At 59.9% G+C, this 25,299-nt stretch carries 18 protein-coding genes; 9 read left to right on the top strand and 9 right to left on the bottom strand.

Translation table 11 applies throughout. The features are described from left to right. Positions 1–63 precede the first annotated feature (63 nt). On the top strand, positions 64–1,608 hold the full coding sequence (pdxR, locus tag AC3WK5_RS10840; protein WP_103314802.1) for a MocR-like pyridoxine biosynthesis transcription factor PdxR: 1,545 nt from the start codon (positions 64–66) through the stop codon (positions 1,606–1,608). Positions 1,609–1,649: 41 nt separating this feature from the next. On the opposite strand, the gene AC3WK5_RS10835 is transcribed toward pdxR, so the two are convergent. The 7 genes from AC3WK5_RS10835 to AC3WK5_RS10805 all read right to left on the bottom strand — a co-directional run bounded on the left by AC3WK5_RS10835 (position 1,650) and on the right by AC3WK5_RS10805 (position 14,366). Beyond that, a complete protein-coding gene (locus AC3WK5_RS10835; RefSeq protein ID WP_103314801.1) occupies positions 1,650–6,188 on the bottom strand; it encodes a dermonecrotic toxin domain-containing protein in 4,539 nt (1,512 codons plus the stop codon). 159 nt (positions 6,189–6,347) lie between these two features. Next, positions 6,348–7,448, bottom strand: coding sequence for a polyamine ABC transporter substrate-binding protein (locus tag AC3WK5_RS10830; RefSeq protein WP_054594775.1), 1,101 nt, complete (start codon positions 7,446–7,448; stop codon positions 6,348–6,350). 12 nt (positions 7,449–7,460) lie between these two features. Next, a complete protein-coding gene (locus tag AC3WK5_RS10825; RefSeq protein ID WP_103314800.1) occupies positions 7,461–8,492 on the bottom strand; it encodes a histone deacetylase family protein in 1,032 nt (343 codons plus the stop codon). Positions 8,493–8,756: 264 nt separating this feature from the next. After that, positions 8,757–9,749 (bottom strand): AraC family transcriptional regulator, encoded by a 993-nt coding sequence (locus AC3WK5_RS10820; RefSeq protein WP_103314799.1) that lies wholly within the window; start codon positions 9,747–9,749, stop codon positions 8,757–8,759. Between the two features lie 163 nt (positions 9,750–9,912). Further along, positions 9,913–10,917, bottom strand: coding sequence for an asparaginase (locus tag AC3WK5_RS10815; protein ID WP_103314798.1), 1,005 nt, complete (start codon positions 10,915–10,917; stop codon positions 9,913–9,915). 97 nt (positions 10,918–11,014) lie between these two features. Then, the gene (locus AC3WK5_RS10810; RefSeq protein ID WP_054594770.1) at positions 11,015–12,466 is read right to left on the bottom strand and encodes an alanine/glycine:cation symporter family protein; all 1,452 of its coding nucleotides are present in this window, start codon (positions 12,464–12,466) and stop codon (positions 11,015–11,017) included. Positions 12,467–12,941: 475 nt separating this feature from the next. After that, a complete protein-coding gene (locus AC3WK5_RS10805) occupies positions 12,942–14,366 on the bottom strand; it encodes an aspartate ammonia-lyase (RefSeq protein ID WP_103314797.1) in 1,425 nt (474 codons plus the stop codon). Between the two features lie 180 nt (positions 14,367–14,546). On the opposite strand from AC3WK5_RS10805, the gene AC3WK5_RS10800 reads away from it, so the two are divergent. From AC3WK5_RS10800 to AC3WK5_RS10780, 5 genes are all read left to right on the top strand, one after another. Continuing rightward, positions 14,547–15,455, top strand: a complete 909-nt coding sequence (locus AC3WK5_RS10800; protein WP_054594768.1) for a LysR substrate-binding domain-containing protein — start codon at positions 14,547–14,549, stop codon at positions 15,453–15,455. A 240-nt stretch (positions 15,456–15,695) separates the two neighbouring features. Then, positions 15,696–16,187, top strand: coding sequence for a 5-(carboxyamino)imidazole ribonucleotide mutase (purE, locus tag AC3WK5_RS10795; RefSeq protein WP_019694319.1), 492 nt, complete (start codon positions 15,696–15,698; stop codon positions 16,185–16,187). An 11-nt stretch (positions 16,188–16,198) separates the two neighbouring features. Further along, positions 16,199–17,281, top strand: coding sequence for a 5-(carboxyamino)imidazole ribonucleotide synthase (locus AC3WK5_RS10790; protein WP_103314796.1), 1,083 nt, complete (start codon positions 16,199–16,201; stop codon positions 17,279–17,281). Between the two features lie 106 nt (positions 17,282–17,387). Next, positions 17,388–17,636: a GlsB/YeaQ/YmgE family stress response membrane protein gene (locus AC3WK5_RS10785; protein WP_103314795.1), complete on the top strand. Its 249-nt coding sequence runs from the start codon at positions 17,388–17,390 to the stop codon at positions 17,634–17,636. 88 nt (positions 17,637–17,724) lie between these two features. Beyond that, positions 17,725–18,261, top strand: coding sequence for a DUF3299 domain-containing protein (locus AC3WK5_RS10780; RefSeq protein WP_019694316.1), 537 nt, complete (start codon positions 17,725–17,727; stop codon positions 18,259–18,261). Between the two features lie 173 nt (positions 18,262–18,434). Here AC3WK5_RS10780 and AC3WK5_RS10775 read toward each other — a convergent pair whose 3' ends face one another. After that, on the bottom strand, positions 18,435–19,334 hold the full coding sequence (locus tag AC3WK5_RS10775) for a D-hexose-6-phosphate mutarotase (RefSeq protein ID WP_103314929.1): 900 nt from the start codon (positions 19,332–19,334) through the stop codon (positions 18,435–18,437). Between the two features lie 73 nt (positions 19,335–19,407). Then, entirely contained in the window at positions 19,408–19,812 is a 405-nt protein-coding gene (locus AC3WK5_RS10770) for an acyl-CoA thioesterase (protein ID WP_019694314.1), read from the bottom strand. Positions 19,813–20,178: 366 nt separating this feature from the next. On the opposite strand from AC3WK5_RS10770, the gene AC3WK5_RS10765 reads away from it, so the two are divergent. The 3 genes from AC3WK5_RS10765 to AC3WK5_RS10755 all read left to right on the top strand — a co-directional run bounded on the left by AC3WK5_RS10765 (position 20,179) and on the right by AC3WK5_RS10755 (position 25,296). After that, positions 20,179–21,477 (top strand): MFS transporter, encoded by a 1,299-nt coding sequence (locus tag AC3WK5_RS10765; protein ID WP_103314794.1) that lies wholly within the window; start codon positions 20,179–20,181, stop codon positions 21,475–21,477. Positions 21,478–21,725: 248 nt separating this feature from the next. Continuing rightward, positions 21,726–22,730 carry a phosphate ABC transporter substrate-binding protein PstS gene (locus AC3WK5_RS10760; protein WP_054594764.1) on the top strand — a complete coding sequence of 335 codons (1,005 nt, stop codon included), beginning with the start codon at positions 21,726–21,728 and terminating at the stop codon, positions 22,728–22,730. Positions 22,731–23,013: 283 nt separating this feature from the next. Then, positions 23,014–25,296: an ABC transporter permease subunit gene (locus AC3WK5_RS10755; RefSeq protein WP_103314793.1), complete on the top strand. Its 2,283-nt coding sequence runs from the start codon at positions 23,014–23,016 to the stop codon at positions 25,294–25,296. Positions 25,297–25,299 lie beyond the last annotated feature (3 nt).

Genomic DNA, 25,299 nt, shown 5'->3' with positions numbered 1-25,299 from the left:
TTGGTCTGTTGTAAGAGCCATTAACAGCAAATTTCGTAGGTCCATTAACGGGGTTCCATTGCCATGAACAACCCGCCGCTGTCCCTGTCGTTCAACCCGGCGGGTATCGAACTCGATCGCCGTCAGGGCTTGAGTCGTCAGCTCTATCAGGCCTTACGCCTGCGTGTGCTCGACGGTCGGCTGGTGAGTGGCACACGCTTGCCTGCCAGCCGCGATCTGGCTGCGGCGTTGTCGATTTCGCGCAATAGCGTGGTCCGTGCCTACGATCAACTCTATGCCGAAGGTTTCATCGAGGGACGGGTGGGGGATGGCACCTACGTGGCGCAATTGCCGCAAACCGCGTTGCCCGCGAGAAAATTATCCACAAAAGTATCCACAGGGTTACCAACAGGCTTATCCACAGGGTTATCCACAAAAATGCTGGATTTACCTGTGGTTACATCCAGTAAAGTTATCCACAGCGGTGCTTTTGAGCGGATCGAGAAGCATCATTTGACCAGGCCCGCGGGTGGTCCGCCGAGGGCTTTTCGGGTCGGTGTACCGGCCTTTGACCTGTTCCCGTTCGAGGTCTGGGCCAAGCTGAACGCGGCTTTCTGGCGCAAGCCGGATTTACAGCAGCTGTGTTACGGCGCGCCCGAAGGTGACGAACGCTTGCGCGGATTGATCGCGGCCTATCTGCGCAGTGCGCGCGGCATGCAGTGCAGTGCTGAGCAAATTGTGATCACCAGTGGCGCACAGCAGGGGATTAGCCTTTGTGCACAGCTGCTGGTGGAGCCCGGTGATGGGGTGGCTGTGGAGAACCCCGGCTATCGCGCGGCTGGGCATGCCTTCGCCGTAGCCGGGGCGCGGCTGCATGGGGTCTCGGTGGACAACGACGGCATCAATTGCGCCGAGCTCGCGGGTTTGAGCGACTGCCGATTGGCCTATGTCACGCCGTCTCATCAATATCCGACCGGGGTGATCATGAGCCTGGCGCGGCGTCTGGAATTGCTCGCCTGGGCTGAGCGCACTGACGGCTGGATCATCGAGGACGACTACGACGGCGAGTATCGCTACAGCGGCGCCCCACTGGCGCCCTTGGCGGCGTTGGATCGACAGGGCCGGGTGCTTTACGTCGGCACCTTCGGCAAAGTCGCGTTTCCGGCATTACGCCTGGGTTATCTGGTGTTGCCGATGGGCCTGGTAGAGGCGTTTGCCCAGCGTCGTGCGGTGGATGTGCGCCATTCCGAGGTAAGCACTCAGGCAGTGATGGCGGAGTTCATGGCCACCGGGCACTTTCAGCGGCATATCCGCCGTATGCGGCGCGCGGCCTTGAGTCGGCGCAACACGCTGTTGGCCGGATGGCCTGTGGATATCCCGGGGGTTGGCAGCCTGCCAGGTGTCGCGGCGGGTCTGCACTTGACGGTGGCGGTCGACTCTCAGGCCCGTGAACGTGAATTGATCGACGCCGCGGCGAGTGTCGATGTCGAGATCAGTGGCCTGAGCCGCTATTGGCTGCCGGAGTCATGCACCCCGCCAGACCAGCGCGCCGGGCTGGTGCTGGGTTTCGCGGCGGTGCCCGAGGAGGCGATCCGCGCAGCGCTCGGGCGGTTGAAAAAGGTCTGGTGATGCTGGAGGCGGAGGATGGAGTCGCGATCAGCGTCCGTCCTTCATGGCGTTGCCTGGGGTTCCAGATCCAGAAACAGTTTGCGCAGGCTCGGGTCGACTATTTTCCGTAGCACACCATCAATGGGTTCGACGGAGGTCAACAGTCGCCGCTGTTCAGGAGGGAGCGTCTCCAGGTATTTGTCCGCGACTTTCAGGTGAGCAGTAGCGGGCGTGTCTGCTGGACTCCTGAGGGTTTCGTAGTGGAAATGCGCCACCCACAACGCCTGATCATTGTTCGCCTTATCCAGAATCCGGTACTCCTGAAAGTAGTCCCCGAGCTGTTTGGTCTGGATTCGGCCTTGTTCGTTTCGGGTGATTCGAACCTGCTCGTTTTCGTGCATCCATTTGAAGCTGCTTTGCGTGGGCTTGCGCTCTTTGTACAGGCCCGCTCGGGTGCTGATGCCCGCTTCTCTTACCTTGATTGCCGCCTGACGCAGTTCCAGGCTCAGGGTGGCCACTGGCGGAAGGGTACCTTCGGCGTTTTTGCTCCTGATCATGGCCAGATCAACGCTCGTGGCGTTTTGTTCCAGTTTGAGTGCGTACTGATCGAACAGATCCTGCATGTCGGCGGGGATGCGTCGCGGTCGCAAAGCGTCTTTGCGGGTGCGCTCGATAAATGGCTGAACATCCAGGCTCTGCTCAAGACCGGCCTCGATGATGTCGGTATCGCTCAGCACCGGCGTTGGCTGCACGCTGACACCTGGCATGACTGCCTTGAGTGGAGCCTCCTTGGCTTTGGTGACTTCGCTATTACCGGGATCGCGAGGGCGGGTCTTGCTAACTTTTACCGGCAGGCGTGATGGGCCGGGACGTGCGGGTTCTGTTGAGCCCTGCGTTATCAACACTTCACTTTCGGGCAGCAACGTATGCAGTTGGGTGTGTGCCAGTCGTGAAAACTCTTCGATCAGTTTTCGCAGATGATCGAGTTGAGGCTGTTTGAACAGGTGGGGGTAGGTGTCTGGTAGCTCCAGGATTCTTTGATCGGTGTCGGCAAAGGTATCGACAAGTCCGCCGAAGTCTTCAATACGTTCTTGTGGGGCAGCGTTACCGCCTGCAATGTTCATCAGGTCCGCAACCCGATGAGCGGCCTCGGCGGCGCTCACGATAATGCTGCCGACGGCGTTACGGGCCTGGGACATTGTCGGGCTGGCCTGCTCTTGCATACACAGCTCTTGCGCCATGCCTATCTCGTTTGCCTTGAGTTCCAGTGCCGAGAATGAAGGCAGCAGCTTGCTGATTTTTATGGCTTCAGCTATGCCCGGCCTTCCCGCCGCATGCATTCCTTGAAGTGCCGTTTGCGAGAGTTCAAGTTTCTCGACCATTGCGTGGCTCAGGTCTGTCGCCCGCCGGATGTTGTCAATGTAGGTTTGCCGTGTGATCGCTGTGTCCGGCTGGGGGGCTTGCGTAAATGCGCTGGTGGCTTGGATATACTGGTGTTTTTTTGCGGTAAACCAGAGCGAAAGATGCTTCTGCATCTCCGTGCTCAGGCGTAGCAAGTCGTAGGTATAGCCTGTTGTTCCGCCGAGCGTGCGCCACTCTCGCAGTTGCTCGAGTGCTTGCTCATAACTATTGATCAAGACTTCCAGTTTTTCCGCGTAAACCCCGAGCATTCGGTCGTAGGCATCGCCGTTGGCTGTCAGCAAATCTGTTTGCGCTCTTGCCAGCTCCCTTGCCTTCGCAGGTTCCTGGGTCTTGAATGAGTCCAGTGCGTTTTCCAGTTCATGTTTACGCTGCTCTTTGGCCGCTTTCATGCTTTTGAGGCGATTTTTCGGGCCGCCGCCGCGCAAGCGCAGTCGGGTGTCCACGAACCATTGACCTTGCTGGTTATGGACTAGCAGGGGGCCGGTTCGCGTGACGTCTTTGGGGTCGATGAGAATGACCTGAGCGTCGGCGTCCAGCATGACGTTGAACCAGCGTTCGCCGACCTGTGCATAGATCTTGTCGTTGAGCTGGTAGAGGTGGGGAGGTGCTTCATTGACCGTGGTCAGTTCTGTGTCGGCAAGGTTTGGCGCGGAGACTTTGAGGGTGTCCAGGTAGGTGCCCAGCGTCGAAATGGTGCGGCGCGGCACGGATCCCGCGACCTCAACCGAGGAGCGATGGCTCTGTGGCAGTTCAGCGACAAGCGGGGTGGGGTCCAATGCAATGGTGAGCGGCGCGGTAGGTGGTTTTATCTGCTCCTCTATCGGCAGTGCAGGTTGCAGTTTGCCCGATGCCGTTTTGCGCCGCATCACGGCGTGATGGCTGAGGATAATCCCGAGTGCCAGCAGAATATCCGCCACGGAAGTCCATTCGATGAAGCTGTCACCCTGATCTCGGGCATCGAGTGCCTGCTGGATTTCGTTGATGGTCTGCCAGACCCAGACAGCGGTTCCGACTGCACCACTGAGGAAGTTTGAGGTGACGCTGAACAGCGCCCAGCTGCTGTCTTTCAACAAGCGCCAGCGCCGTTCGGCATTTGATTGCGACTGACGGTCAGCCAAATCGACGATCGTCTGTGCGTTGTTTTTGAACAGTGTCGAAAGAATGTTGCCGGTTATCTCCTCGTATTTGAATATCACGTGTCCGAACCTGTCCACCCTCAGCAATGGATCGACAACCTGTTCGGCCACCAACCAGGGGGACGGCAGACCTACAGGGAAAACATATTGAGCGTATTCAAAGCTCAGGGCCTTGTCGGGTAGCCATGCCAGCACCGAATCTCGGAGTTCACCGGGTTGGTGCAAGGCATACAGCAAATTTTGCCGGGAGGGGAACTGCATCAGTGGCGGGTCCAGCATCGGACGATAAAGCAGGCAAGCGCCGCTCTCGGCGCTTCGAGGGCTGATGATGTACATGTTGGCAACCGTGTCGCTGGTGCTGATCAAGCGATGCTGCGGGGTCATCGAGAGGGGGTAGATAGCGATCGGTTGCGCTGTCTCCGTGTCGGGGTTGAGCAGCTCACGGATGTATCGATAGCCGTGCTCATCAATGCCCGCTTCTTGCCTGACCTTGCTTTCCAGTGCCATGAGCGGCAATAGCAAACGCAGCTGGTCGATATGGAAATTTTCCTGGCGTCGGGATTCAACCAGGTCATCAATCAGCTTGCGCTTGATCAGTGCGGGATAGACCTCACCGATATTGACTCGAGCCGACAACGTTGTGAGGAATTCTGGCGTCAGCCAATCCGGAACCTGCCGGGCATTTTTGAAGAAGATGCTCGCCAGGTAAGGCGCCTCGTTCTCCAGGGCGAAGTCGGCGAGCGTTTCGGTGTGCTGGTTGCGGGGATCGGGGAGAGTGAGATCGTCGACGGTGAAACTATCGGTGATCTTGATCCGCAACTCATCCAGCACCAGGTCCGCCGCACCGACGGCGTGAGGGTCGGCGATGATCGCTTCGCTCATCAGGCGCTGGGCGTATGAGGTGATAGACGGGATCTCGTCTTTGGCAGCCTTGTAGTCGGGCTGGCGATACACCTTTCCCAGCGCCGTGACGTAACGACTGTAGTCTTGTATATCGCTGAACGATGCGTTGCGCAGCCAGTCGGGAATCGCCGCAGCCAATTGCTCGATCCGTACGTGTTCCGTGGTGTCGATCTCGACCTCGGAAGCAAGCACATCGGTTGTTGGCGCCTCCAGGAATCGGAGTGCATCGATGGCATCGAGCTGCGACGACACCAGTGCCCAGGCCATGTGATCGAAGATATTCCCGTCGGGCTCGTAAAGCCGCCATTTCAGGTCGCGCCCTGCCAGTTGATCTTCCAGGCGTGCTGGAAGCGAATTACCCAGTTGTTCCATTGAGTCGAAAGACTCGTAAGCGCGCTCGATGGTGTACATCACGATCAGTTCGCGCTTGCGATACGTTGCCTTGAGCACCAGAGCACCACCGACCAGGAGGTGGCTGGCAACCTCATTCTCGATGGTGTCTATGTCGATCAGGCACGCCTGGATCGCTGAAAAGTCGCTGTTCACGGGGCTGCGCAGGGCTTTGTCGGGAGCCATGGAAATCTCCCGCGCCATGGCGCATTCATCGGCATTCCAACCGTTGACCTGTCGTATGTTCAGCGCCTTGCGCAGTGTGTCGGAGAGTTCCTGCCAGCGCGCGATCCTGTGTCCCTTCTGGTTCCAGAAATCCAACTGCCGCGCCTGGAATTCGACAAACAATAACGGTGCTGAGTCATTGAGCACGCCGGCGACTTCCTCGATGCTGACGGCGAGATGAATCGGATCTTTGGCATGTCGCTCCAGGGTGAGAAAGTGTTCGCCTTCGATGTAATTGGCCTTTGTCGTGTTAAAGCTATGGCGGATCAGTGCGTGCGTCAGTGATTCGAATCGAAAGGGGCCGACCTCGATCCGGTTATCAACCTGGAGCCATTGTGGTGTTGCGATCATTGCGTGGTCCGGGTCAATGTCCAGGTCTGGATAAAGCTCTTTCAGCGCCTGAGTCATCAGGTTCGAAGCAATCTGGTTGAGGGTTGGGCCGTGGCTGGTCAGGGTGACCAGATCGCTTTTCTCTACAAGGCGCGTGGTGTCGCCGGATGTCTCTAGAGGAACGTTATCAGTCATGTTCGCTTCCTTCGTGTGGTTTCCAGGACGCAAAGACAAGTCCTGGTCATGGCACCGAAGGTAGTGGGCAGTGGGTAATGCAGGGTGGTAACTAATTATGTGCTGGCCAAAAAATGACCCGCACACAGGCGGGTCTTCGGTTTCAGCGGCGTGAGCGTTTCAGGTACCGGACTTGATCTTGGTCCAGGCCCGGGTCCGCGCCCGTTCCGCGTCGCGCGGCAGCGGTTGCAGGGTGTAGAGCGTGCTCATGGCCGCTTCGGTCGGGTACAGATTCGGGTTGCTGCGGATCGCCGGGTCGACCATTTCCGTGGCGTCCTTGTTCGGGTTCGGATAGCCGACAAAGTCGCTGACCGGCGCGATGACTTTCGGTTGCAACAGGTAGTTCATGAAGGTGTAGGCGTCTTCCGGATCTTTCGCCCCTTTCGGGATCGCTAGCATGTCGAACCAGATCGGCGCGCCTTCTTTCGGAAGGCGCATATCGACGATCACTCCGTTCTTGGCTTCCTTGGCGCGGTTGGCGGCCTGGGAGAAGCTGCCGGAGTAACCGACGGCGACACAGATATCACCGTTGGCGATGTCGGCCATGTACTTGGATGAGTGGAAATAGGTGATATACGGGCGAATCTTCATCAGCAATGCTTCAGCCTTGACGTAGTCATCCGGCTTTTTGCTGTTCGGGTCCAGGCCCAGGTGCTGCAGGGCCAGCGGCAGGATCTCCGACGGAGAATCGAGCAGGGCCACGCCGCACTGCTTGAGTTTGCTGATGTTCTCTTCCTTGAAGATCAGGTCCCAGCTGTCCACTGGTGCGTTGGTGCCCAGCGCGGCCTTGACCTTGTCCGGGTTGAAGCCGATCAGGATGGTGCCGTACATGTACGGCACGGCGAATTTGTTGCCCGGGTCGTTGGCTTCGATCAGCTTCATCAGCTTGGGATCGAGGTGGTTCCAGTTCGGCAGTTTGCTGCGGTCCAGTGGTTGGAATACCCCGGCTTCGATCTGCTTGGCGAGGAACACGTTGGACGGCACCACCACGTCGTAACCGGAGTTACCGGTGAGCAGTTTGGCTTCCAGCGCTTCGTTGGTGTCGAAAATGTCGTAGACCAATTTGACCTTGGTGTTCTCGGCCTTGAAGTCTTCCAGTGCCTTGGGGGTGATGTAGTCGAACCAGTTGTAGACCCGCAAGGTGCGCTCTTCAGCATGCACAGCAGTGCTGAGAACTGCTGTGCACAGAGCCGGGATGATAAAACGCTTGAGTTGATTCATTGTTCTAATTCCTCATTGGGCGCTTTTGAAACCTTCGAGAACGTTCACGGCATTGATGCCGATTTCTTCCACCGCGTAGCCGCCTTCCATCACGAACAGGGTCGGCTTGCCGAGGGCGCCGATGCGTTCGCCCATCGCCAGGTAATCCGGGCTGTCGAGCTTGAACTGGGAGATCGGATCGTCCTTGAAGGTGTCGACCCCGAGGGACACGACCACAATGTCGGCGCCGTAGCGTTCGATCTCTTTGCAGGCCTGCTCCAGCGCCGCGCTCCAGGTGTCCCAGCCGGAACCTGCGGGCAGCGGGTAGTTGAAGTTGAAACCTTCACCCGCGCCTTCGCCGCGCTCGTCTTCGTAACCGAGGAAGAATGGAAACTCAGCTTCCGGGTGGCCGTGGATCGAGGTGAACAGCACATCGCTGCGCTGATAGAAAATCGATTGGGTGCCGTTGCCGTGGTGGTAGTCGACGTCGAGGATCGCGACTTTCTTGTGGCCTTGATCGAGGAATGCCTGGGCAGCGATGGCGGCGTTGTTGAGGTAGCAATAACCGCCCATCAAGTCGCTGGCGGCGTGATGTCCCGGTGGACGGCACAGGGCAAACGCACTGCGCGCACCGCGTTGGATCGCGGCCTGGGCGGTCAGCGCGACTTGCGCCGCGCTATACGCTGCTTGCCAGGTGCCGGCGGTGATCGGTGCGCCGCCGTCGAAGCTGTAATAACCGAGTTGGCCGTGCAGGCTTTTCGGGATGACCGTGCGCAGGGTGCGCGCCGGCCAGGTGTACGGCAGCAAATCGCCGTCGCGTTCAAACTCGGTCCAGCGCTGCCATGCGCCTTTGAAGAACGTCAGGTAGTCGTCGCTGTGGATGCGCTGGATCGGCCCCAGACCAAAATCCTGCGGCGCTTGCACCGGCCCCAGATCACGGGATTGAACGCGTGCCAGTACGTGGTCGGCTCGCGATGGCATTTCGAAGCAGGGCATCAATTGCCCGTCCATCAATTCGCAGCGTCCGTGGTGCAGGTGGTGATCGTCCGAGTAAATCGTCAGCATTTTCTTGTTCTCCGCAGGCTGATTCGGTTGAACACAGTCTTGCGGCGTGCGGCGATTCAGAGAACGGCAGGAAAGGCCAAAAGGGGATCAATATGGCCAAAACCTGTGACCGAAATTCGCCCCTTTGTGGCGAGGGAGCTTGCTCCCGCTCGGCTGCACAGCAGTCGTAAAACCGGCAACCGTTATTGATATGGAGAACGCAGTGTTCAGTTCGGGTCTGCTGCGCAGACCAGCGGGAGCAAGCTCCCTCGCCACAGGAGAGCGTCAGGGCCTGAACTGGCTCGGCGCCACCCCGCTCCAGCGCACAAACGCATGGCGGAAACTTGCAGTCTCGCTGAAGCCCAACGCCTCGGCGATGCGGTAAATCGGCAGTTGGTCTTCGTACAGCATCTGCTTGGCGCGCTCAAAGCGCAGTTCGTCGAGCAATTCCTGATAGCTGCACCCCAGATCCTTCAGGTGCCGACGCAGAGTTCGCGCCGAGCAGTTCATCTGCTCGGCCAACCCTTCAAGGCCTGGCGCGGCGTCGAGTTGGGCGGTGAGCAGTTGGCGGATCCGCCCCAGCCACGCCTGGCGTCCGGTGAATTCGGTGTTCTGCTTGCGACAGCGTTCGGCCATGGCCTGATGGGTGATGCTGTCAGCCAGCGGCAAGGGCTGGTCCAGCCAGTGTTTGTCGAAGGCGAAGGCGTTATCGGTGCTGTCAAAGCGCAGGGGGCAATCAAAGTGCATCGCGTAGCTGGCCTGATAATCCGGTGCCGAATGTTCGAAACGGGCACCCAGCAGCGGCAGTGGATGGCCGAGCAGGTCGTCGCAGATGACTTTCAGCGAGACCAGGCAGAACTCGGCGTTGAACACTGCCAGCGCCGGATTTTCCCGATAATCGGCGGCGGCGAACCAGATGCGCTCGCCATCGTCCTCAAGGCTTAGCTCGAAAAGTGTTCCCAACAGCGCCGGATAGCGCAGTGCCAGGCGCAAGGCGTCACCGAAGGTGGCACTGGTGAGCAGGGCATAACCGAGTATGCCGTAGGACGAAACATGCATCCGCCGGCCCAGTTCCAGGCCGATGTCACGCTTGAGCGCGACTGCGTTGGCGCAGACCTGCATTTCCTGGTTGGTGGTGATTCGCGTGTCGGCGCGGCTCAGATCAGCGGCGCTGATGCCGCTGCCGGCCAGCAGCGCCTCACTTGAAAGCCCATCGGCCTTGAACGCGTTGAGCACCAGGGAAACGGCGTTGAGGGTGGTGAGGTGGGAGTGGAGCATGGTGGCTTCCAGCCTTGAGCGTGCTGGAAGAGCAGCAAGTTGTATGCCGAGCCACAATCCTGTGGGAGCGGGCTTGCTCGCGAAAGCGGAGTGTCAGTCACATCAATGTTGGATGTGCCACCGTATTCGCGAGCAAGCCCGCTCCCACAGGTTGTGTAGTGTGTCAGCTAAGTTCGCCGCAAAGGTCGAGTTCAACCAACCGTCGAACCTCTGCCGTGTCCAGATCTGCACCCAACAGCGCATGCAATTTGCCAAACGCGGCTTCACGGGTCATGCCGCCGCCGGACAACACGCCCACGCCACGCAAGCGACTGCCGGCCTCGTAGACATCCAGCTCAACCCCGCCTTCATGGCACTGGGTGATCGCGACCACCACGACCCCCTGATCCCGCGCGCGCGCAAGGCTGGCGAGAAACTCGGGGTTATCGCTCGGCCCGGTGCCGCTGCCGAAGCATTCCAGCACCAGACCCTGAATGCCGCTGTTCAGCACGCCATCGAGTTGCTGCGCGTCGATGCCGGGGAACAGTGGCAGCACGCCGACCTTGGCCAGTTGCTTGCTCTGACGGTACTCAAGCGCTGTCGGCAGGGTAGGCGCTTTAACGCCGCCACCCTGGCGTTGCAGGCGAGCAAACGGGTGCCGACCGAAGCTGCGAATCTTTGCGCAACGGGTCGGGTCCAGCAGCTCGCCATGGAAGTACAACTGCACGCCCGGTGCCAGGCCTTGGCCGAGGGCGACAAGCGCACCGCCGAGGTTTTCCCAGGCATCGCTGTCAGGCACGCCGGCCGGCAGCATGGAACCGGTAAACAGCACCCGTGCGTGCAGGCCGAGCAATTGAAAACTCATGGCGGCGGCGCTGTAGGCCAGGGTGTCGGTGCCGTGCAGGATCAGCACGCTGTCGCAGCCGTCGACCTCGACTGCTTCGATGACCGCGTCGCGCAGGCGCTGCCAGTAGGCCGGGGTCATGTTGGCGCTGTCGATCAGCGGGGTCATTTCTCGGAAGCGCCAGTTCGGCACTACCAGGTCAGGCTGGCTATGCAGGTAGTCGCGCATCCGGGCTTCGAAACCGGACGCCGGTGCCAGGCCGTTAGCGCTGGCTTGCATGCCAATGGTGCCCCCGGTGTAGAGCACCATGACGTGCTGCGCAGCAGGATAAGTTGCGGGAATCATGTGGGGTCTCCTGAACGATGACAGCGTACGACCGAGCATGACGCCGGTCGCACGCTGTGTCACGTCGGGCGCAGGGGATGCGCCCGGTTTTAACCGATCAGCGTTGCGCTGCGGTCACGCCTTGCGGCTCGGCTTCAGATTTTGGAGCTGCGGCTGGCGGGTTGGCTGGCCAGGCTTTGAGGTCCAGGTCCAGGTCCGGGAATTTGCTGGAGTCGAACACTGGCGTCTTGATCCCGGCGCGGCGTTGAGCGTCGTAGTCATTCAGGATGCGCATGCCAACGTTGAACAGCAGGAACAAGGCGATCAGGTTCACGAACGCGAGCATTGTCATGGTGATGTCGGCGAAGGCGAACACGGTGCTCAGGTTTTCGATCGCACCCCAGAAGATCAACGCCAGTACCAATGCGCGGTAGCCGATCAGCACCTTACGGTTTTCACCAACCAGGAAGCGCAGGTTGCTCTCGCCCAGGTAGTAGTTGTAGAGGATCGAGGTGAACACGAACAACGCCAGCGCGACGCTGATGAACATCCGGCCCCAATCACCGACTACGGCGGCCAGGGAGTTCTGGGTCAGGGCAATGCCGTCGCCTTCGAAGCCTGGTGTGTAGAAGCCCGACAGCAAGATCAGCAATGCAGTGCAGGTGCAGATCACGAAGGTGTCGAGGAACACGCTGAACGCCTGAACCACGCCTTGTGCGACCGGGTGCTCGACCGAAGCCACGGCTGCGACGTTAGGCGCACTGCCCAGACCGGCTTCGTTGGCGAACACGCCGCGCTTCACGCCCATGACGATGGCGCTGCCGATCAGACCGCCGAAGGCCTGGTCCAGACCGAATGCGCTCTTGACGATGGTCATCAGCATGCCCGGCACATGGTCGAATTGCAGCACGATCACGTAGATGGTCACGCCGATGTAGACCAGGGTCTTCACCGGTACCAGCAGGTCGGCCACTTTGGCGATCCGCTTGATCCCGCCGATAAACACCAGGCCCAACAGCACCGCCAGGCCCAGGCCGGTGTAGGTGGTGTTCAGGCCGAAGGCGTTATTGAGCGAGTGGGTCACGGCATGGGATTGCAGGCCGTTGAAGGCGAACCCGAAGGTCACCAGCAACAGGAATGCCATGATCATGCCCAACCAGCGCTTCTGCAGGCCGTGCTGGATGTAGTAGGACGGGCCGCCGCGGTACTGACCTTCGGAGTCGCAGCGCTTATAGAGCTGGCCGAGGGAGCATTCGAAGAAGCTGCTGGACATGCCGACCAGTGCGGTCACCCACATCCAGAACACTGCGCCCGGGCCACCGAGGGTCACGGCGATGCCGACACCCGCGATATTGCCTGCGCCGACGCGGCCGGCGAGGCTGAGCATCAGGGCCTGGAACGAGCTGAGTTGCTCGCTGCTGCTACGCAGGCTCTCTTTGAAGACCGAGAACATGTGTAGGAAGTGACGCAATTGTACGAAACGCGAGCGGATCGTGAAGTAGCTACCGAGCCCGACAATGAGCACGATCAGCACTTTCCCTGAGAGGAAGTCGTTGATGACTTCGAGCATGGAGTATTCCTCGCTATTTTTTGTGTGTGCGAATACTGGGCGGTCGACACATCGCGTTACACCGGATTGTGCGTGGCACAACTGGTGGGTCGAAGGTTCGTCCCTGTTCCATTTCGCGGGTTGTTATTAGTTCGGGGTTCGCATGGGTTTGGGCCTCGTTATCGACGACCGCTCACGCGAAGAGGGCCGGCACTATACATAGGAGAGTGCCGTCCGTCTGCACAGTTGTGGTGCAATCGACGAAACGAAAGCGCTGCAAAATCAAAAAATCGCAGCCTTCGGCAGCTTCTACGGGTATCTGTCAAACCCGGTAGGAGATGCCGAAGGCTGCGATCTTTGCGGCACTGAAAACATTCAACATGTTCGTAAAATCCGCAAAAGTGCTGAAAAAAAAGGGCTTGAGGGAGTAAATCCCCAAGCCCTCAAAAGGTGAGAGGTGTCTAGTCCCTCGACCTGGTGAGCAGTAACTACAGCGTTAGGCTTTCAGTGGTACCAGACGCGGAGCAATCATGTTTTCCGGGCGCAGGATGTCGGCGAGCATCGCGTCGTCGAGCAGGCCTTCTTCGCGCACCAGTTCCAGCACGCCGCGGCCGCTTTCAAGGGCGATACGGGCGATGCGGGTGGCGTTTTCATAGCCGATGTACGGGTTCAGCGCGGTGACCAGACCGATCGAGTGTTCGACCAGTTCACGGCAGCGGGCTTCGTTGGCAGTGATGCCGACGATGCAGTGCTCGCGCAGCATGTCCATGGCGCGTTGCAGCAGGCGGATCGAGTCGAAGATCTTGAAGGCGATCAACGGCTCCATCACGTTCAGTTGCAACTGGCCGCCTTCGGCCGCGATGGTCAGTGCCAGGTCGTTACCGATGATCTGGAAGGCCACCTGGTTAACGGCTTCAGGAATAACCGGGTTGACCTTGCCTGGCATGATCGAGCTGCCTGGCTGACGCGCTGGCAGGTTGATTTCGTTGATGCCGGTGCGTGGGCCGCTGGACAGCAGGCGCAAGTCGTTGCAGATCTTCGACAGCTTGACCGCGGTGCGCTTGAGCATGCCGGAGAACAGCACGAAGGCACCCATGTCGGAAGTCGCTTCGATCAGGTCGGCGGCCGGTACCAGCGGTTGACCGCTGATCAGTGCCAGGCGCTGAACAGCCAGGTGCTGGTAACGCGGGTCGGCGTTGATGCCGGTACCGATCGCGGTGCCGCCCAGGTTCACTTCGGTCAGCAGTTCCGGTGCCAGTGTCTTCAGGCGTGCCAGGTCTTCGCTCAGGGTGGTGGCGAAGGCGCGGAATTCCTGGCCAAGGGTCATCGGCACGGCGTCTTGCAGCTGGGTACGACCCATCTTCAGAACGTGGCTGAATTCTTCACCTTTGGCAGCGAACGACTGGATCAGGCTGTCGAGGCTGGCGAGCAGGGCGTCGTGACCCAACAGCAGACCCAGACGGATGGCCGTCGGGTAGGCGTCGTTGGTCGACTGGGCCATGTTCACGTCGTTGTTCGGGTGCAGGTATTGGTATTCGCCCTTGCTGTGGCCCATGGCCTCCAGCGCGATGTTGGCGATGACTTCGTTGGCATTCATGTTGGTTGAAGTGCCAGCGCCGCCTTGAATCATGTCCACCACGAACTCTTCGTGGAAATCGCCGCGGATCAGACGGGCACACGCTTCGCTGATGGCAGCGTGCTTGACGTCGCTCAGGTGACCCAGCTCGCGGTTGGCGTCAGCAGCAGCCTGCTTGACCATTGCCAGACCCACAACCAGTTTCGGGTAATGCGAAATCGGAACGCCGGAGAGACGGAAGTTGTTCACCGCTCGCAGGGTCTGGATGCCGTAATACGCTTGAGCTGGTACTTCGAGTACGCCAAGCAGGTCTTTTTCTGTGCGGAAAGATGCAGCGGAGGACATGATAGAAATCATCTCGATATGGACCCGGTCTATGCCGGAACGCTGCGAATGCTAGGCTTGTGGAAAATTTTGGGCCAATGCTGTTAAGCACTGCCCTATGCACATTCGGCATAATACCCGTGTGACGCCGTGTATACGGCAAGCGTGTGACCTAAATTGGTGCGTGTCCGGGAGGGCGTGATGAATCTGGAAAGCAAATGGCTCGAGGACTTTAGTGCCCTGGCCGCCACCCGCAGCTTTTCGCAGGCCGCCGAACGGCGCTTTGTGACTCAGCCGGCATTCAGTCGGCGGATCCGCAGCCTCGAAGCCGCGCTGGGGCTGACCCTGGTCAATCGCTCGCGCACGCCCATCGAACTGACGGCGGCGGGGCAGTTGTTTCTGGTCACGGCGCGTACGGTGGTCGAGCAACTCGGCGAAGTGCTGCGGCATTTGCATCACCTCGAAGGCGGGCAGGGCGAAGTGATGCAAGTCGCGGCCGCTCACTCCCTGGCCCTGGGTTTCTTTCCGCGCTGGATCGCGCAATTGCGCAATGAAGGCCTGAACATTGCGACGCGGCTGGTGGCGACCAACGTCGGCGACGCCGTACACGCGTTGCGCGAAGGCGGCTGCGATCTGATGCTGGCGTTTTATGACCCGGATGCGGCCATGCAAATGGACCCGGAGATTTTCCCGTCACTGCACCTGGGCGACACCGAAATGCTCCCGGTCTGTGCGGCCGATGCGGATGGCAAGCCGCTGTTTGACCTCGAAGGCGAGGCCAGCGTGCCGCTGTTGGCTTACAGCGCCGGGGCTTTTCTCGGGCGTTCGGTGAACATGCTGCTGCGCCAGCGCGCGCTGCGTTTCACCACCATTTATGAAACCGCCATGGCCGACAGCCTGAAAAGCATGGCGCTGGAAGGGCTGGGCATTGCCTGGGTGCCGCAGCTCAGCGTGCGTGCCGAACTGGCGCGCGGTGAGCTGGTGGTCTGCGGCGGCCCGCAATGGCACGTGCCACTGGAAATTCGTTTGTACCGCTGCGCGCTGGTACGCAAGGCCAACGTAAGGCTGTTGTGGCGCAAGCTGGAAGGCAGCGCCGCGCAAACCCCTTGAGACTCTGAAGATTCAGTGTGGGATTCGTGTTGTATTGGATTGACCTTCAAGTCAATAAAACCGGTACTTTGCGCCGTATGACAGATGGTCGCGCGGGGGGCTGTTTATCTGCTTCATTGAGGTATACTGCGCGGCCTTCGGCCGGTTCGTCTGGCCATAATTCGTACAACAAGCCACGCATTTGCGTGGCTTGTTGTTTTTTGACGCGCCTGCGGGCGCCCAGAGAGAAGAGGCACGACGATGAGCGCACTGGTTGGCGTGATCATGGGCTCCAAGTCCGATTGGTCCACCCTTAGCCACACCGCCGATATGCTGGAAAAGCTCGGCATCCCTTACGAGGTGAAAGTGGTCTCTGCCCACCGCACCCCGGACCTGCTGTTCCAGTATGCCGAAGAGGCCGAGGCCCGTGGCATCGAGGTGATTATCGCCGGTGCCGGCGGCGCGGCCCACTTGCCTGGCATGTGTGCGGCCAAGACCCACCTGCCGGTGCTGGGCGTGCCGGTGCAGTCGTCGATGCTTTCGGGCGTCGATTCGCTGCTGTCGATCGTGCAGATGCCTGCGGGCATCCCGGTCGCTACCCTGGCCATCGGCAAGGCCGGCGCGATCAACGCAGCCCTGCTCTCGGCGAGTATCCTGGGCGCCAAGCACCCGCAATTCCACGCGGTGCTGAAAACCTTCCGTGCTGAGCAGACAGACAGCGTCCTGGACAATCCAGACCCACGCATCGCCTGAGGTTGTTGACGATGAAGATCGGTGTAATCGGTGGCGGCCAGTTGGGTCGCATGTTGGCCCTGGCAGGTACGCCGCTGGGAATGAACTTCGCTTTTCTGGATCCCGCGCCGGATGCCTGTGCAGCCGCGCTGGGTGAACACCTGCGGGCCGATTACGGCGATCAGGATCACCTGCGCCAGTTGGCCGATGAAGTCGACCTGGTGACCTTCGAGTTCGAAAGCGTTCCTGCCGAAACCGTGGCCTTCCTGTCGCAATTCGTTCCGGTTTACCCGAGTGCCGAAGCGCTGCGCATTGCCCGTGATCGCTGGTTCGAAAAGAGCCTGTTCAAGGACCTGGGCATTCCGACGCCGGCTTTCGCCGATATCCACTCGCAAGCCGACCTGGAGGCTGCGGTAGCCACCATCGGCCTGCCCGCCGTGTTGAAAACCCGCACCTTGGGTTACGACGGCAAAGGCCAGAAAGTCCTGCGCACGCCGGCCGATGTGCTCGGTACGTTCGCCGAGCTGGGCAGCGTGGCCTGTTTGCTGGAAGGCTTTGTGCCGTTCACCGGTGAAGTGTCGCTGATCGCCGTGCGTGCTCGCGATGGTGAAACGAAGTTCTACCCGCTGGTCCACAACACCCACGACAGCGGCATTCTCAAACTGTCCGTGGCCAGCACCGACCACCCGTTGCAAGCCCTGGCCGAGGATTACTCCAGCCGCGTGCTCAAGCAGCTGGATTACGTCGGCGTGATGGCGTTCGAGTTCTTTGAAGTCGACGGTGGCCTCAAGGCCAACGAAATCGCCCCGCGCGTACACAACTCTGGCCACTGGACTACTGAAGGCGCCGAGTGCAGCCAGTTCGAAAACCACCTGCGCGCCGTTGCCGGCCTGCCGCTGGGTTCGACCGCCAAGGTCGGCGAGAGCGCGATGCTCAACTTCATCGGCGTTGTCCCGCCGGTGGAGAAGGTCATCGCCATCGCCGATTGCCATCTGCACCACTACGGCAAGGCGTTCAAGGTCGGCCGCAAGGTCGGTCACGCCAACCTGCGTTGCGCCGACAAAGCCACGCTGGAGCAGCAGATCCTCAAGGTTGAAGCGCTGATTGCCGAATAGTTTCATCTGGCAGCGACGGAACCTTCGGTCGCCGCCGATCTCTGATGGCAGGATGCCAAAGTCTGGCTAGGCTTTGGCATACCCACATCATTCAGAGGGAAACGCCATGCACATTATTGGAACCATCTTCATCGGATTGATCGTTGGCCTGCTGGCTCGTTTCCTGAAACCAGGTGACGACAGCATGGGCTGGATCATGACCATCCTGCTTGGCATCGGCGGTTCGCTGGCGGCCACGTACGGCGGCCAGGCGCTGGGTATCTATCAGGCTGGCCAAGGTGCGGGCTTCATCGGTGCACTGGTGGGCGCGATTGTTTTGCTGGTGATCTACGGTCTGATCAAGAAAAACACCTGATTCAAGCGACAAAGCCCTCTCTGCCGCACGGGCAGAGAGGGCTAGAATGCTCGACGATTTACTGACTCCCCTCTGCCGAGCACATTTCATGCGCCGTCTTCTGCTGACTCTCTTATTGCTGGGCACTGGCCTGGCTCATGCCGGCGAACTGCCGGAAACCGACTGGCTCGAACTGATGCCCAAGTCGGATCAGAAAGCCCTTGAGGCCATGCCTGAAATCGACCACAACTCGCCCGAAGCCAACGGCACCTTTACCGACAAGGGTGGCTTGAAGCAGAGCAAGGGCTTGCCGGCGGTGATGTATTCGACCAAGACCGTGGCGTCGATGAACGACAAGAACATCCGCATCGGCGGGTATCCCGTGCCTTTGGAAACCGATGCCAAGGGGCGCAGCACGCTGTTCTTCCTGGTGCCGTACCCGGGCGCCTGCATCCACGTGCCGCCACCGCCGCCCAACCAGTTGGTGCTGGTGCGCTATCCGAAGGGCTTGAAGCTGGACGATATCTACACACCGCTGTGGGTCACCGGCACGCTGAAGATCGAGAAGGTCAACAACGACCTGGCCGATGCGGCGTATGCACTGGATGCGGCGAAAGTACGGGCGGTCAAAGAGTCGGATTTGTAAGGTCTGGAGTTCTGCACAAGACTTGTGGCGAGGGAGCTTGCTCCCGCTGGACTGCGCAGCAGTCCCAACACCAGCAATCGAGTTCTGACAGGCAGAACCCATTGCCTGGTTTTACGACCGCTTCGCGGCCGAGCGGGAGCAAGCTCCCTCGCCACAGTTGATCGCAGTGTTGCTTAAAGAGTTTTGCTGGCGATGCTCACGCCCAGCGTATGACTCGCCCCCGGCGCCAGGGTCACGATGTCATCCATCACATTCGCCGTTTCGATGCACAGCATGCGCTGCCAGCCGTCGTCGGCCATGTCACTGAATTGCGCCGCCCGTGCGATCCACGGGTTCCAGATCACCGCCGAGCGCGAGCCGCTGCTGGTCAGCTCGATGCGCCGTTCCCAGGCAGGATCGACGATGCTCAATTGCGCCGGTGTATTCAGGTAGATCCGGTCGGTTTCCCCGGCAAAACGCAAATCGCCGGTCTGAGTCACGGTTTTCCAGTTATCCAGGGTTTCGATGTAGCTCAGCCCGTCCAGGCCTTCGACGTGCACATTGCGTACATCGCTGACCGCGTAATAGCTGTGCAGCGCCTGACTGATGGTGACGGGGATACTGCCCTGGTTTTGGCTGGTCAGGTTGATATGCAGTTGCTCATCCAGGCGAATGCTCAGTTTCAGGTCCACCGCATACGGCCAACCCGGCAAGCCGCCTTCGAGGTAGGGCAGGACGAACTCGACCTTCAGGCTTTCGCCTTCGGCTTCAATGGCGCCCAGTTCCCAATCCATCGCCCGCACTAAACCGTGGGCGGTTGGCGGTTCGTTGCTGACGCGCATCGCCTGAACGCTCGGCGGATTGCGGTCCAGATTGCCGAACCACGGCCAGCAAACCGGAACACCGGCGCGGATGCTTTTGCCGGTTTTGAACACCGCCTCATCGTTGAGCCAGATCAGCGGCGGTTGCCCGGCCAGTTGATAACTGAGGATGTGCGCGCCTTGCTGGGCCACCAGCAATTCGGCCTGGCCGTGGCGGATACGCCAGCAGTTCAGTTCATCCAGTTTCACGGCTTCAACGTTGGGAGTCGGCATGTTGCACATCTCGTTCAGGATCAATGACGTCAATGGACCGTAAAACGGCCGCCGGGTTTAACGCTCGCCCGGTTTAACGAGCTCTGGGCGGAACCGAGCGGGTGCGGCCGCTGCCATCGATGGCGACGAACACGAACACCGCCTCAGTGACTTTACGCCATTCGCTGGACAGTGGATCGTCGCTCCAGACCTCGACCATCATCTTGATCGAGCTGCGGCCGATTTCCGTTGCCTGAGTATAGAAGGACAGCTGCGCGCCCACGGCGACCGGCACCAGGAAGGCCATGCGATCGATCGCCACGGTGGCGACGCGTCCGCCCGCGACCTTGCTGGCCATCGCCGTACCGGCCAAATCCATCTGAGACACCAGCCAGCCGCCGAAAATATCGCCAAAGCCGTTGGTTTCGCGGGGAAGCGCGGTGATTTGCAGGGCCAGATCGCCTTGCGGAATAGGATCTTCTTGTTCGAGCTCTATCATGCCGAGGGTGCCTCTGAGCCGTGACTCTTGGAATATGTAGCGGGTGAATAGCCGTCTTGGGAAAAACGATTCAGCCCCGAACATACTACGTTCGTCACGTTTTCCATAAGGCGCGCTAAAGGGAAACTCTGCGAAACCGGCTGACAAAGGCCAACGACGTTTTCGCACAGCAACCCCTTACAAAGTGTTGCACGGTTGCGAGTATATCGATCGGTAGACTCCGAGACGACCATCGGGTTCTCATTTTGACTGCCAAATACGCGCTTTCCTGTGCTTTTTCGAACAATTTGCTATCGTGCCGAACCTGCCCAAGCCCCTGCCAGCGTTGTTGGGGTTGCGGATCTGACTATAAGAGAAGCCCTTGCCATGACCACAGCGCCATCGAGCATCGCGACACCCGCGCAACCTGCGCGCCCCTTGACCGGTAACGACTATAAGACACTGTCGCTTTCCGCCTTGGGCGGCGCGCTGGAGTTTTACGACTTCATCATCTTCGTGTTCTTCGCCACGGTGGTTGGCAAGTTGTTCTTCCCGGCGGACATGCCCGAGTGGCTGCGGCTGATGCAGACCTTCGGCATCTTTGCCGCCGGTTACCTGGCGCGGCCACTGGGCGGCATCGTCATGGCGCACTTCGGCGACCTGCTGGGGCGCAAGAAAATGTTCACCCTGAGCATTTTCATGATGGCCGTACCGACGCTGATCATGGGCTTGCTGCCGACATACGCGCAGATCGGCCTGTGGGCGCCGATCCTGTTGCTGCTGATGCGAGTGATCCAGGGCGCGGCGATTGGCGGTGAAGTGCCGGGGGCCTGGGTATTCGTTTCCGAACACGTGCCGCAGCGACACATCGGCTACGCTTGCGGCACGCTGACGTGCGGCCTGACTGCCGGCATCCTGCTCGGCTCGCTGGTCGCCACCGCAATCAACAGCCTCTATTCCGCTGAACAAGTGGCTGATTACGCCTGGCGGATCCCGTTCCTGCTCGGCGGTGTGTTTGGCCTGTTCTCGGTCTACCTGCGCCGCTGGCTGCACGAAACCCCGGTGTTCGCCGAGCTGCAACTGCGCAAGGCGCTGGCCGAAGAGGTGCCGCTGCGTGCGGTACTGCGTGACCATCGCGGCGCCATCGCCATCTCGATGCTGCTGACCTGGCTGCTGTCGGCCGGGATCATCGTGGTGATTCTGATGACCCCGACCGTGCTGCAAACCATTTATCACTTCTCGGCCACGACTGCGCTGCAAGCCAATAGCGTGGCTATCGTGTGCCTGAGCCTGGGCTGTGTGATCTCCGGCGCGCTGGCGGATCGCTTCGGCGCTGGCCGGGTGTTCGTGTTTGGCAGCGCAGCGCTGCTGGCGACGTCCTGGACTTTCTACCACAGCCTGTTCAATCACCCCGACTGGCTATTCCCGCTGTACGCGCTGACCGGCCTGTTCGTCGGCACGATCGGCGCGGTGCCATTCGTGATGGTCAAGGCGTTCCCGGCCGTGGTGCGCTTCAGCGGCCTGTCGTTTTCCTACAACCTGGCCTACGCGATCTTCGGCGGCCTGACCCCGATGGTCGTCACCCTGCTGCTTAAGGAAAGCCCGATGGGGCCTGCCTACTATGTGGCGATCATTTGCAGCATCGGCATCCTGGTGGGTGGTTACCTCTGGAAGAACAACCGCTAAGCCGACTTCTTTATCGACTGCACCTGCCCCTTCGCGGGCAAGCCCGCTCCCACCTTTAACCGAGTTCTTTCAGAAGAATGCGGTCAATGTGGGAGCGAGCTTGCTCGCGATGGGGGCGACGCGAATCATCCTGTAAAAAGTCGAATGCTGGCCTTTCATCTAATTGTCATATTCAGGTCATAGAGTGTTCACACGGCCTGCCGATACTTGGCCCCGACTTAACACACCCTATTTGCTAGGAGTAAGGCATGAAACTGAAGCGTTTGATGGCGGCAATGACGTTTGTCGCTGCTGGCGTTGCAACTGCCAACGCGGTAGCCGCTGGTGTAGACCCAGCCATCCCGGCTTATACCAAAGCCACTGGTGTTTCGGGCAACCTGTCCAGCGTCGGTTCCGATACCCTGGCTAACCTCATGACCCTGTGGGCTGAGAACTACAAAAAAGAATACCCGAACGTAAACATCCAGATTCAGGCCGCTGGCTCCGCCACCGCGCCACCTGCGTTGACTGAAGGCACCTCCAACCTGGGCCCGATGAGCCGCAAGATGAAGGACACCGAACTGGCAGCCTTCGAGCAGAAGTACGGCTACAAGCCAACCGCTATCCCGGTTGCCGTGGATGCCTTGGCCGTGTTCGTGCACAAAGACAACCCGATCCAGCACCTGACCATGGAGCAAGTCGACGCGATCTTCTCCTCGACTCGTCTGTGCGGCGCTAAAGCAGAAGTCAAAACCTGGGGCGACCTGGGCGTGACCGGCGACCTGGCCAACAAGCCGGTTCAACTGTTCGGCCGTAACTCGGTATCCGGCACGTATGGCTACTTCAAAGAAGAAGCCCTGTGCAAAGGCGACTACAAGCCAAACGTCAACGAACAACCAGGCTCGGCTTCGGTCGTGCAATCGATCAGCTCTTCGCTGAACGGTATCGGTTACTCGGGCATCGGCTACAAAACTGCTAGCGTGAAGACTGTGGCTCTGGCCAAGAAAGGCAGCACCGACTACATCGCAGACAGCGAAGAAAACGCCCTGAACGGCAAATACCCGCTGTCGCGTTTCCTCTACGTTTACGTCAACAAAGCTCCAAACAAGCCTCTGGCCCCGCTGGAAGCCGAGTTCGTGAAACTGGTTCTGTCCAAACAGGGTCAGGAAGTTGTCGTGAAAGACGGCTACATCCCACTGCCAGCCAAAGTTGCCGCCAAGGCACTGGCTGACCTGGGTTTGCAAGAGGGCGGCGCTGAAGTCGCAAAAAAGTAAAACCGTAGGTCCGGGGTTCGCCCCGGACCCGTAGGAGCAAGGCTGGTGTGGCGAGGGGGCTTGCCCCCGTTCGACTGCGAAGCAGTCGTAAATCGGTCGATGCTTAGAATGCGGTGACTGATTTTAGGGGGGGAGCTTCGCTCCCCAACGGGGGCAAGCCCCCTCGCCACAGATTGCTCCTACCTCCCAATTTTCCAGTCCGCTGCCAGTTCACACGGGCGGCGGATTTGTTGCGTCACTGCATTGTCATCTTTCTGTCATACAGGATCGCTAGGGTGTGCGCATGAATGATCTGGCCAATTCCACCATGACTACCAATCCCCCCAAGCGAATTGACTTCAATACGCCTGAGCTCCAACGCAAGCGCCGCATCCGCGCGCTCAAAGACCGCCTGACCCGCTGGTACGTCCTCGTCGGCGGCCTCGCCGTACTCGGCGCGATCACGCTGATCTTCTTCTTCCTTGGCTACGTCGTTGCGCCACTGTTTCAGGGCGCCAACCTGACCGCCAAAGACGCGATCACCCCGGCCTGGATGCAAGACGCCGGCAAACCGCTGATGATCTCTCTCGAAGAACAGAACCAGGTCGCCATGCGGGTTTCCGACAAGGGCCAGGCGCTGTTTTTCGACGTCGACAGTGGCGCCGAGCTAAGCCGCATTGATCTGCCGATCCCGGCCGGCACCAGCGTAACTGCCATTGGTAAAGACCAGCCCGGCCATCCACTGGTCGTCGTGGGTTTGTCCAACGGTCAGGCACTGGTGTTCCGCCACACCTATAAAGTCAGTTACCCGGACGGCAAGAAAACCATCTCGCCGGCCATCGAATTCCCGTACGGCGAAACGCCGATCGCACTGAACGAGCAGGGCGGTGCTCTGGAGCACGTCAGCCTCAATGCGACGGATTCGACCCTGCTGCTCGCTGGCTCTACCGGTTCGCAATTGCACGTGCTGTCGCTGAGCAGCGAAGAAAACATGATGACCGGTGAGGTCACCAACGAGCAGAAGCGTATCGAGCTGCCGCAAATGACCGAGCCGGTGAAGAACATCTTCGTCGACCCGCGTCAGCAGTGGCTATACGTGGTCAACGGTCGCGCCCAGGCCGACGTCTTCAGCCTGAGCGACAAGAGCCTCAACGGTCGCTACAAACTGCTGGATGACGGCGAAGCGCAAGTGACCGCCAGTACTCAACTGGTGGGCGGCATCTCGCTGATCATCGGCGACTCCAAGGGTGGTCTGGCCCAGTGGTTCATGGCTCGCGATACCGATGGCGAGCAACGGCTGAAACAGATCCGCACCTTCCAGATGGGTACCACGCCGATCGTTGAAATCACCGCCGAAGAACGTCGCAAAGGCTTCGTCGCCCTCGACACTGCCGGCAAGCTCGGGGTGTTCCACAGCACCGCTCACCGCACCTTGCTGGTGGACCAGGTGGTGGATGGTGCGGGCCTCTTCGGCCTGTCGCCGCGTGCCAACCGGATCATTGTGGAGCAGGGCGGCAAGCTGCAACCGCTGCTGCTCGACAACCCGCACCCGGAAGTTTCGTGGAGCGCGTTGTGGAGCAAGGTCTGGTACGAAAACTACGACGAGCCTAAATACGTCTGGCAATCGACCGCGGCCAACACCGACTTCGAACCCAAGATGAGCCTTTCGCCACTGACCTTCGGTACGCTGAAAGCCGCGTTCTACGCGATGCTGCTGGCCGCACCTCTGGCGGTCGCTGCGGCGATCTACACCGCGTACTTCATGGCGCCGGGCATGCGTCGCAAGGTCAAGCCGGTCATCGAATTGATGGAAGCGATGCCGACGGTGATTCTTGGCTTCTTTGCCGGCCTGTTCCTCGCACCGTATGTGGAAGGGCACCTGCCGGGCATTTTCAGCCTGTTGATGCTCTTGCCGATCGGCATTCTGGTAGCCGGCTTCATCTTCAGTCGCCTGCCCGAGTCGATTCGCCTGAAAGTGCCGGACGGCTGGGAAAGCGCGATCCTGATCCCGGTGATTCTGTTTGTGGGCTGGTTGTCGCTGTTCATGAGCCCGTACATGGAAGCGTGGTTCTTTGGCGGCGACATGCGCATGTGGATCTCCCACGACCTGGGCATCACCTACGACCAGCGCAACGCACTGGTCGTCGGCCTGGCCATGGGCTTTGCGGTGATCCCGAACATCTACTCGATCGCCGAAGACGCCGTATTCAGCGTGCCGCGCGGCCTGACGCTGGGCTCCCTGGCCCTCGGCGCCACGCCATGGCAGACCATGACTCGCGTAGTGATCCTGACCGCCAGCCCGGGCATTTTCTCGGCACTGATGATCGGCATGGGCCGTGCGGTCGGGGAAACCATGATCGTGTTGATGGCCACCGGTAACACCCCGGTCATGGAAATGAACCTGTTCGAAGGTCTACGCACCCTGGCCGCCAACGTCGCGGTAGAGATGCCCGAGTCGGAAGTCGGTGGCAGTCACTACCGCGTGTTGTTCCTGTCGGCGCTGGTGCTGCTGTTGTTCACCTTCATCATGAACACCCTCGCGGAGCTGATCCGTCAGCGTCTGCGCAAGAAATACTCGTCGCTTTAAGAA

This window comes from Pseudomonas sp. FW306-02-D09B (assembly GCF_058782685.1).
The sequence above is the reverse complement of the archived record's forward strand: the minus strand, read 5'-3'. Positions and strand labels throughout refer to the sequence as shown.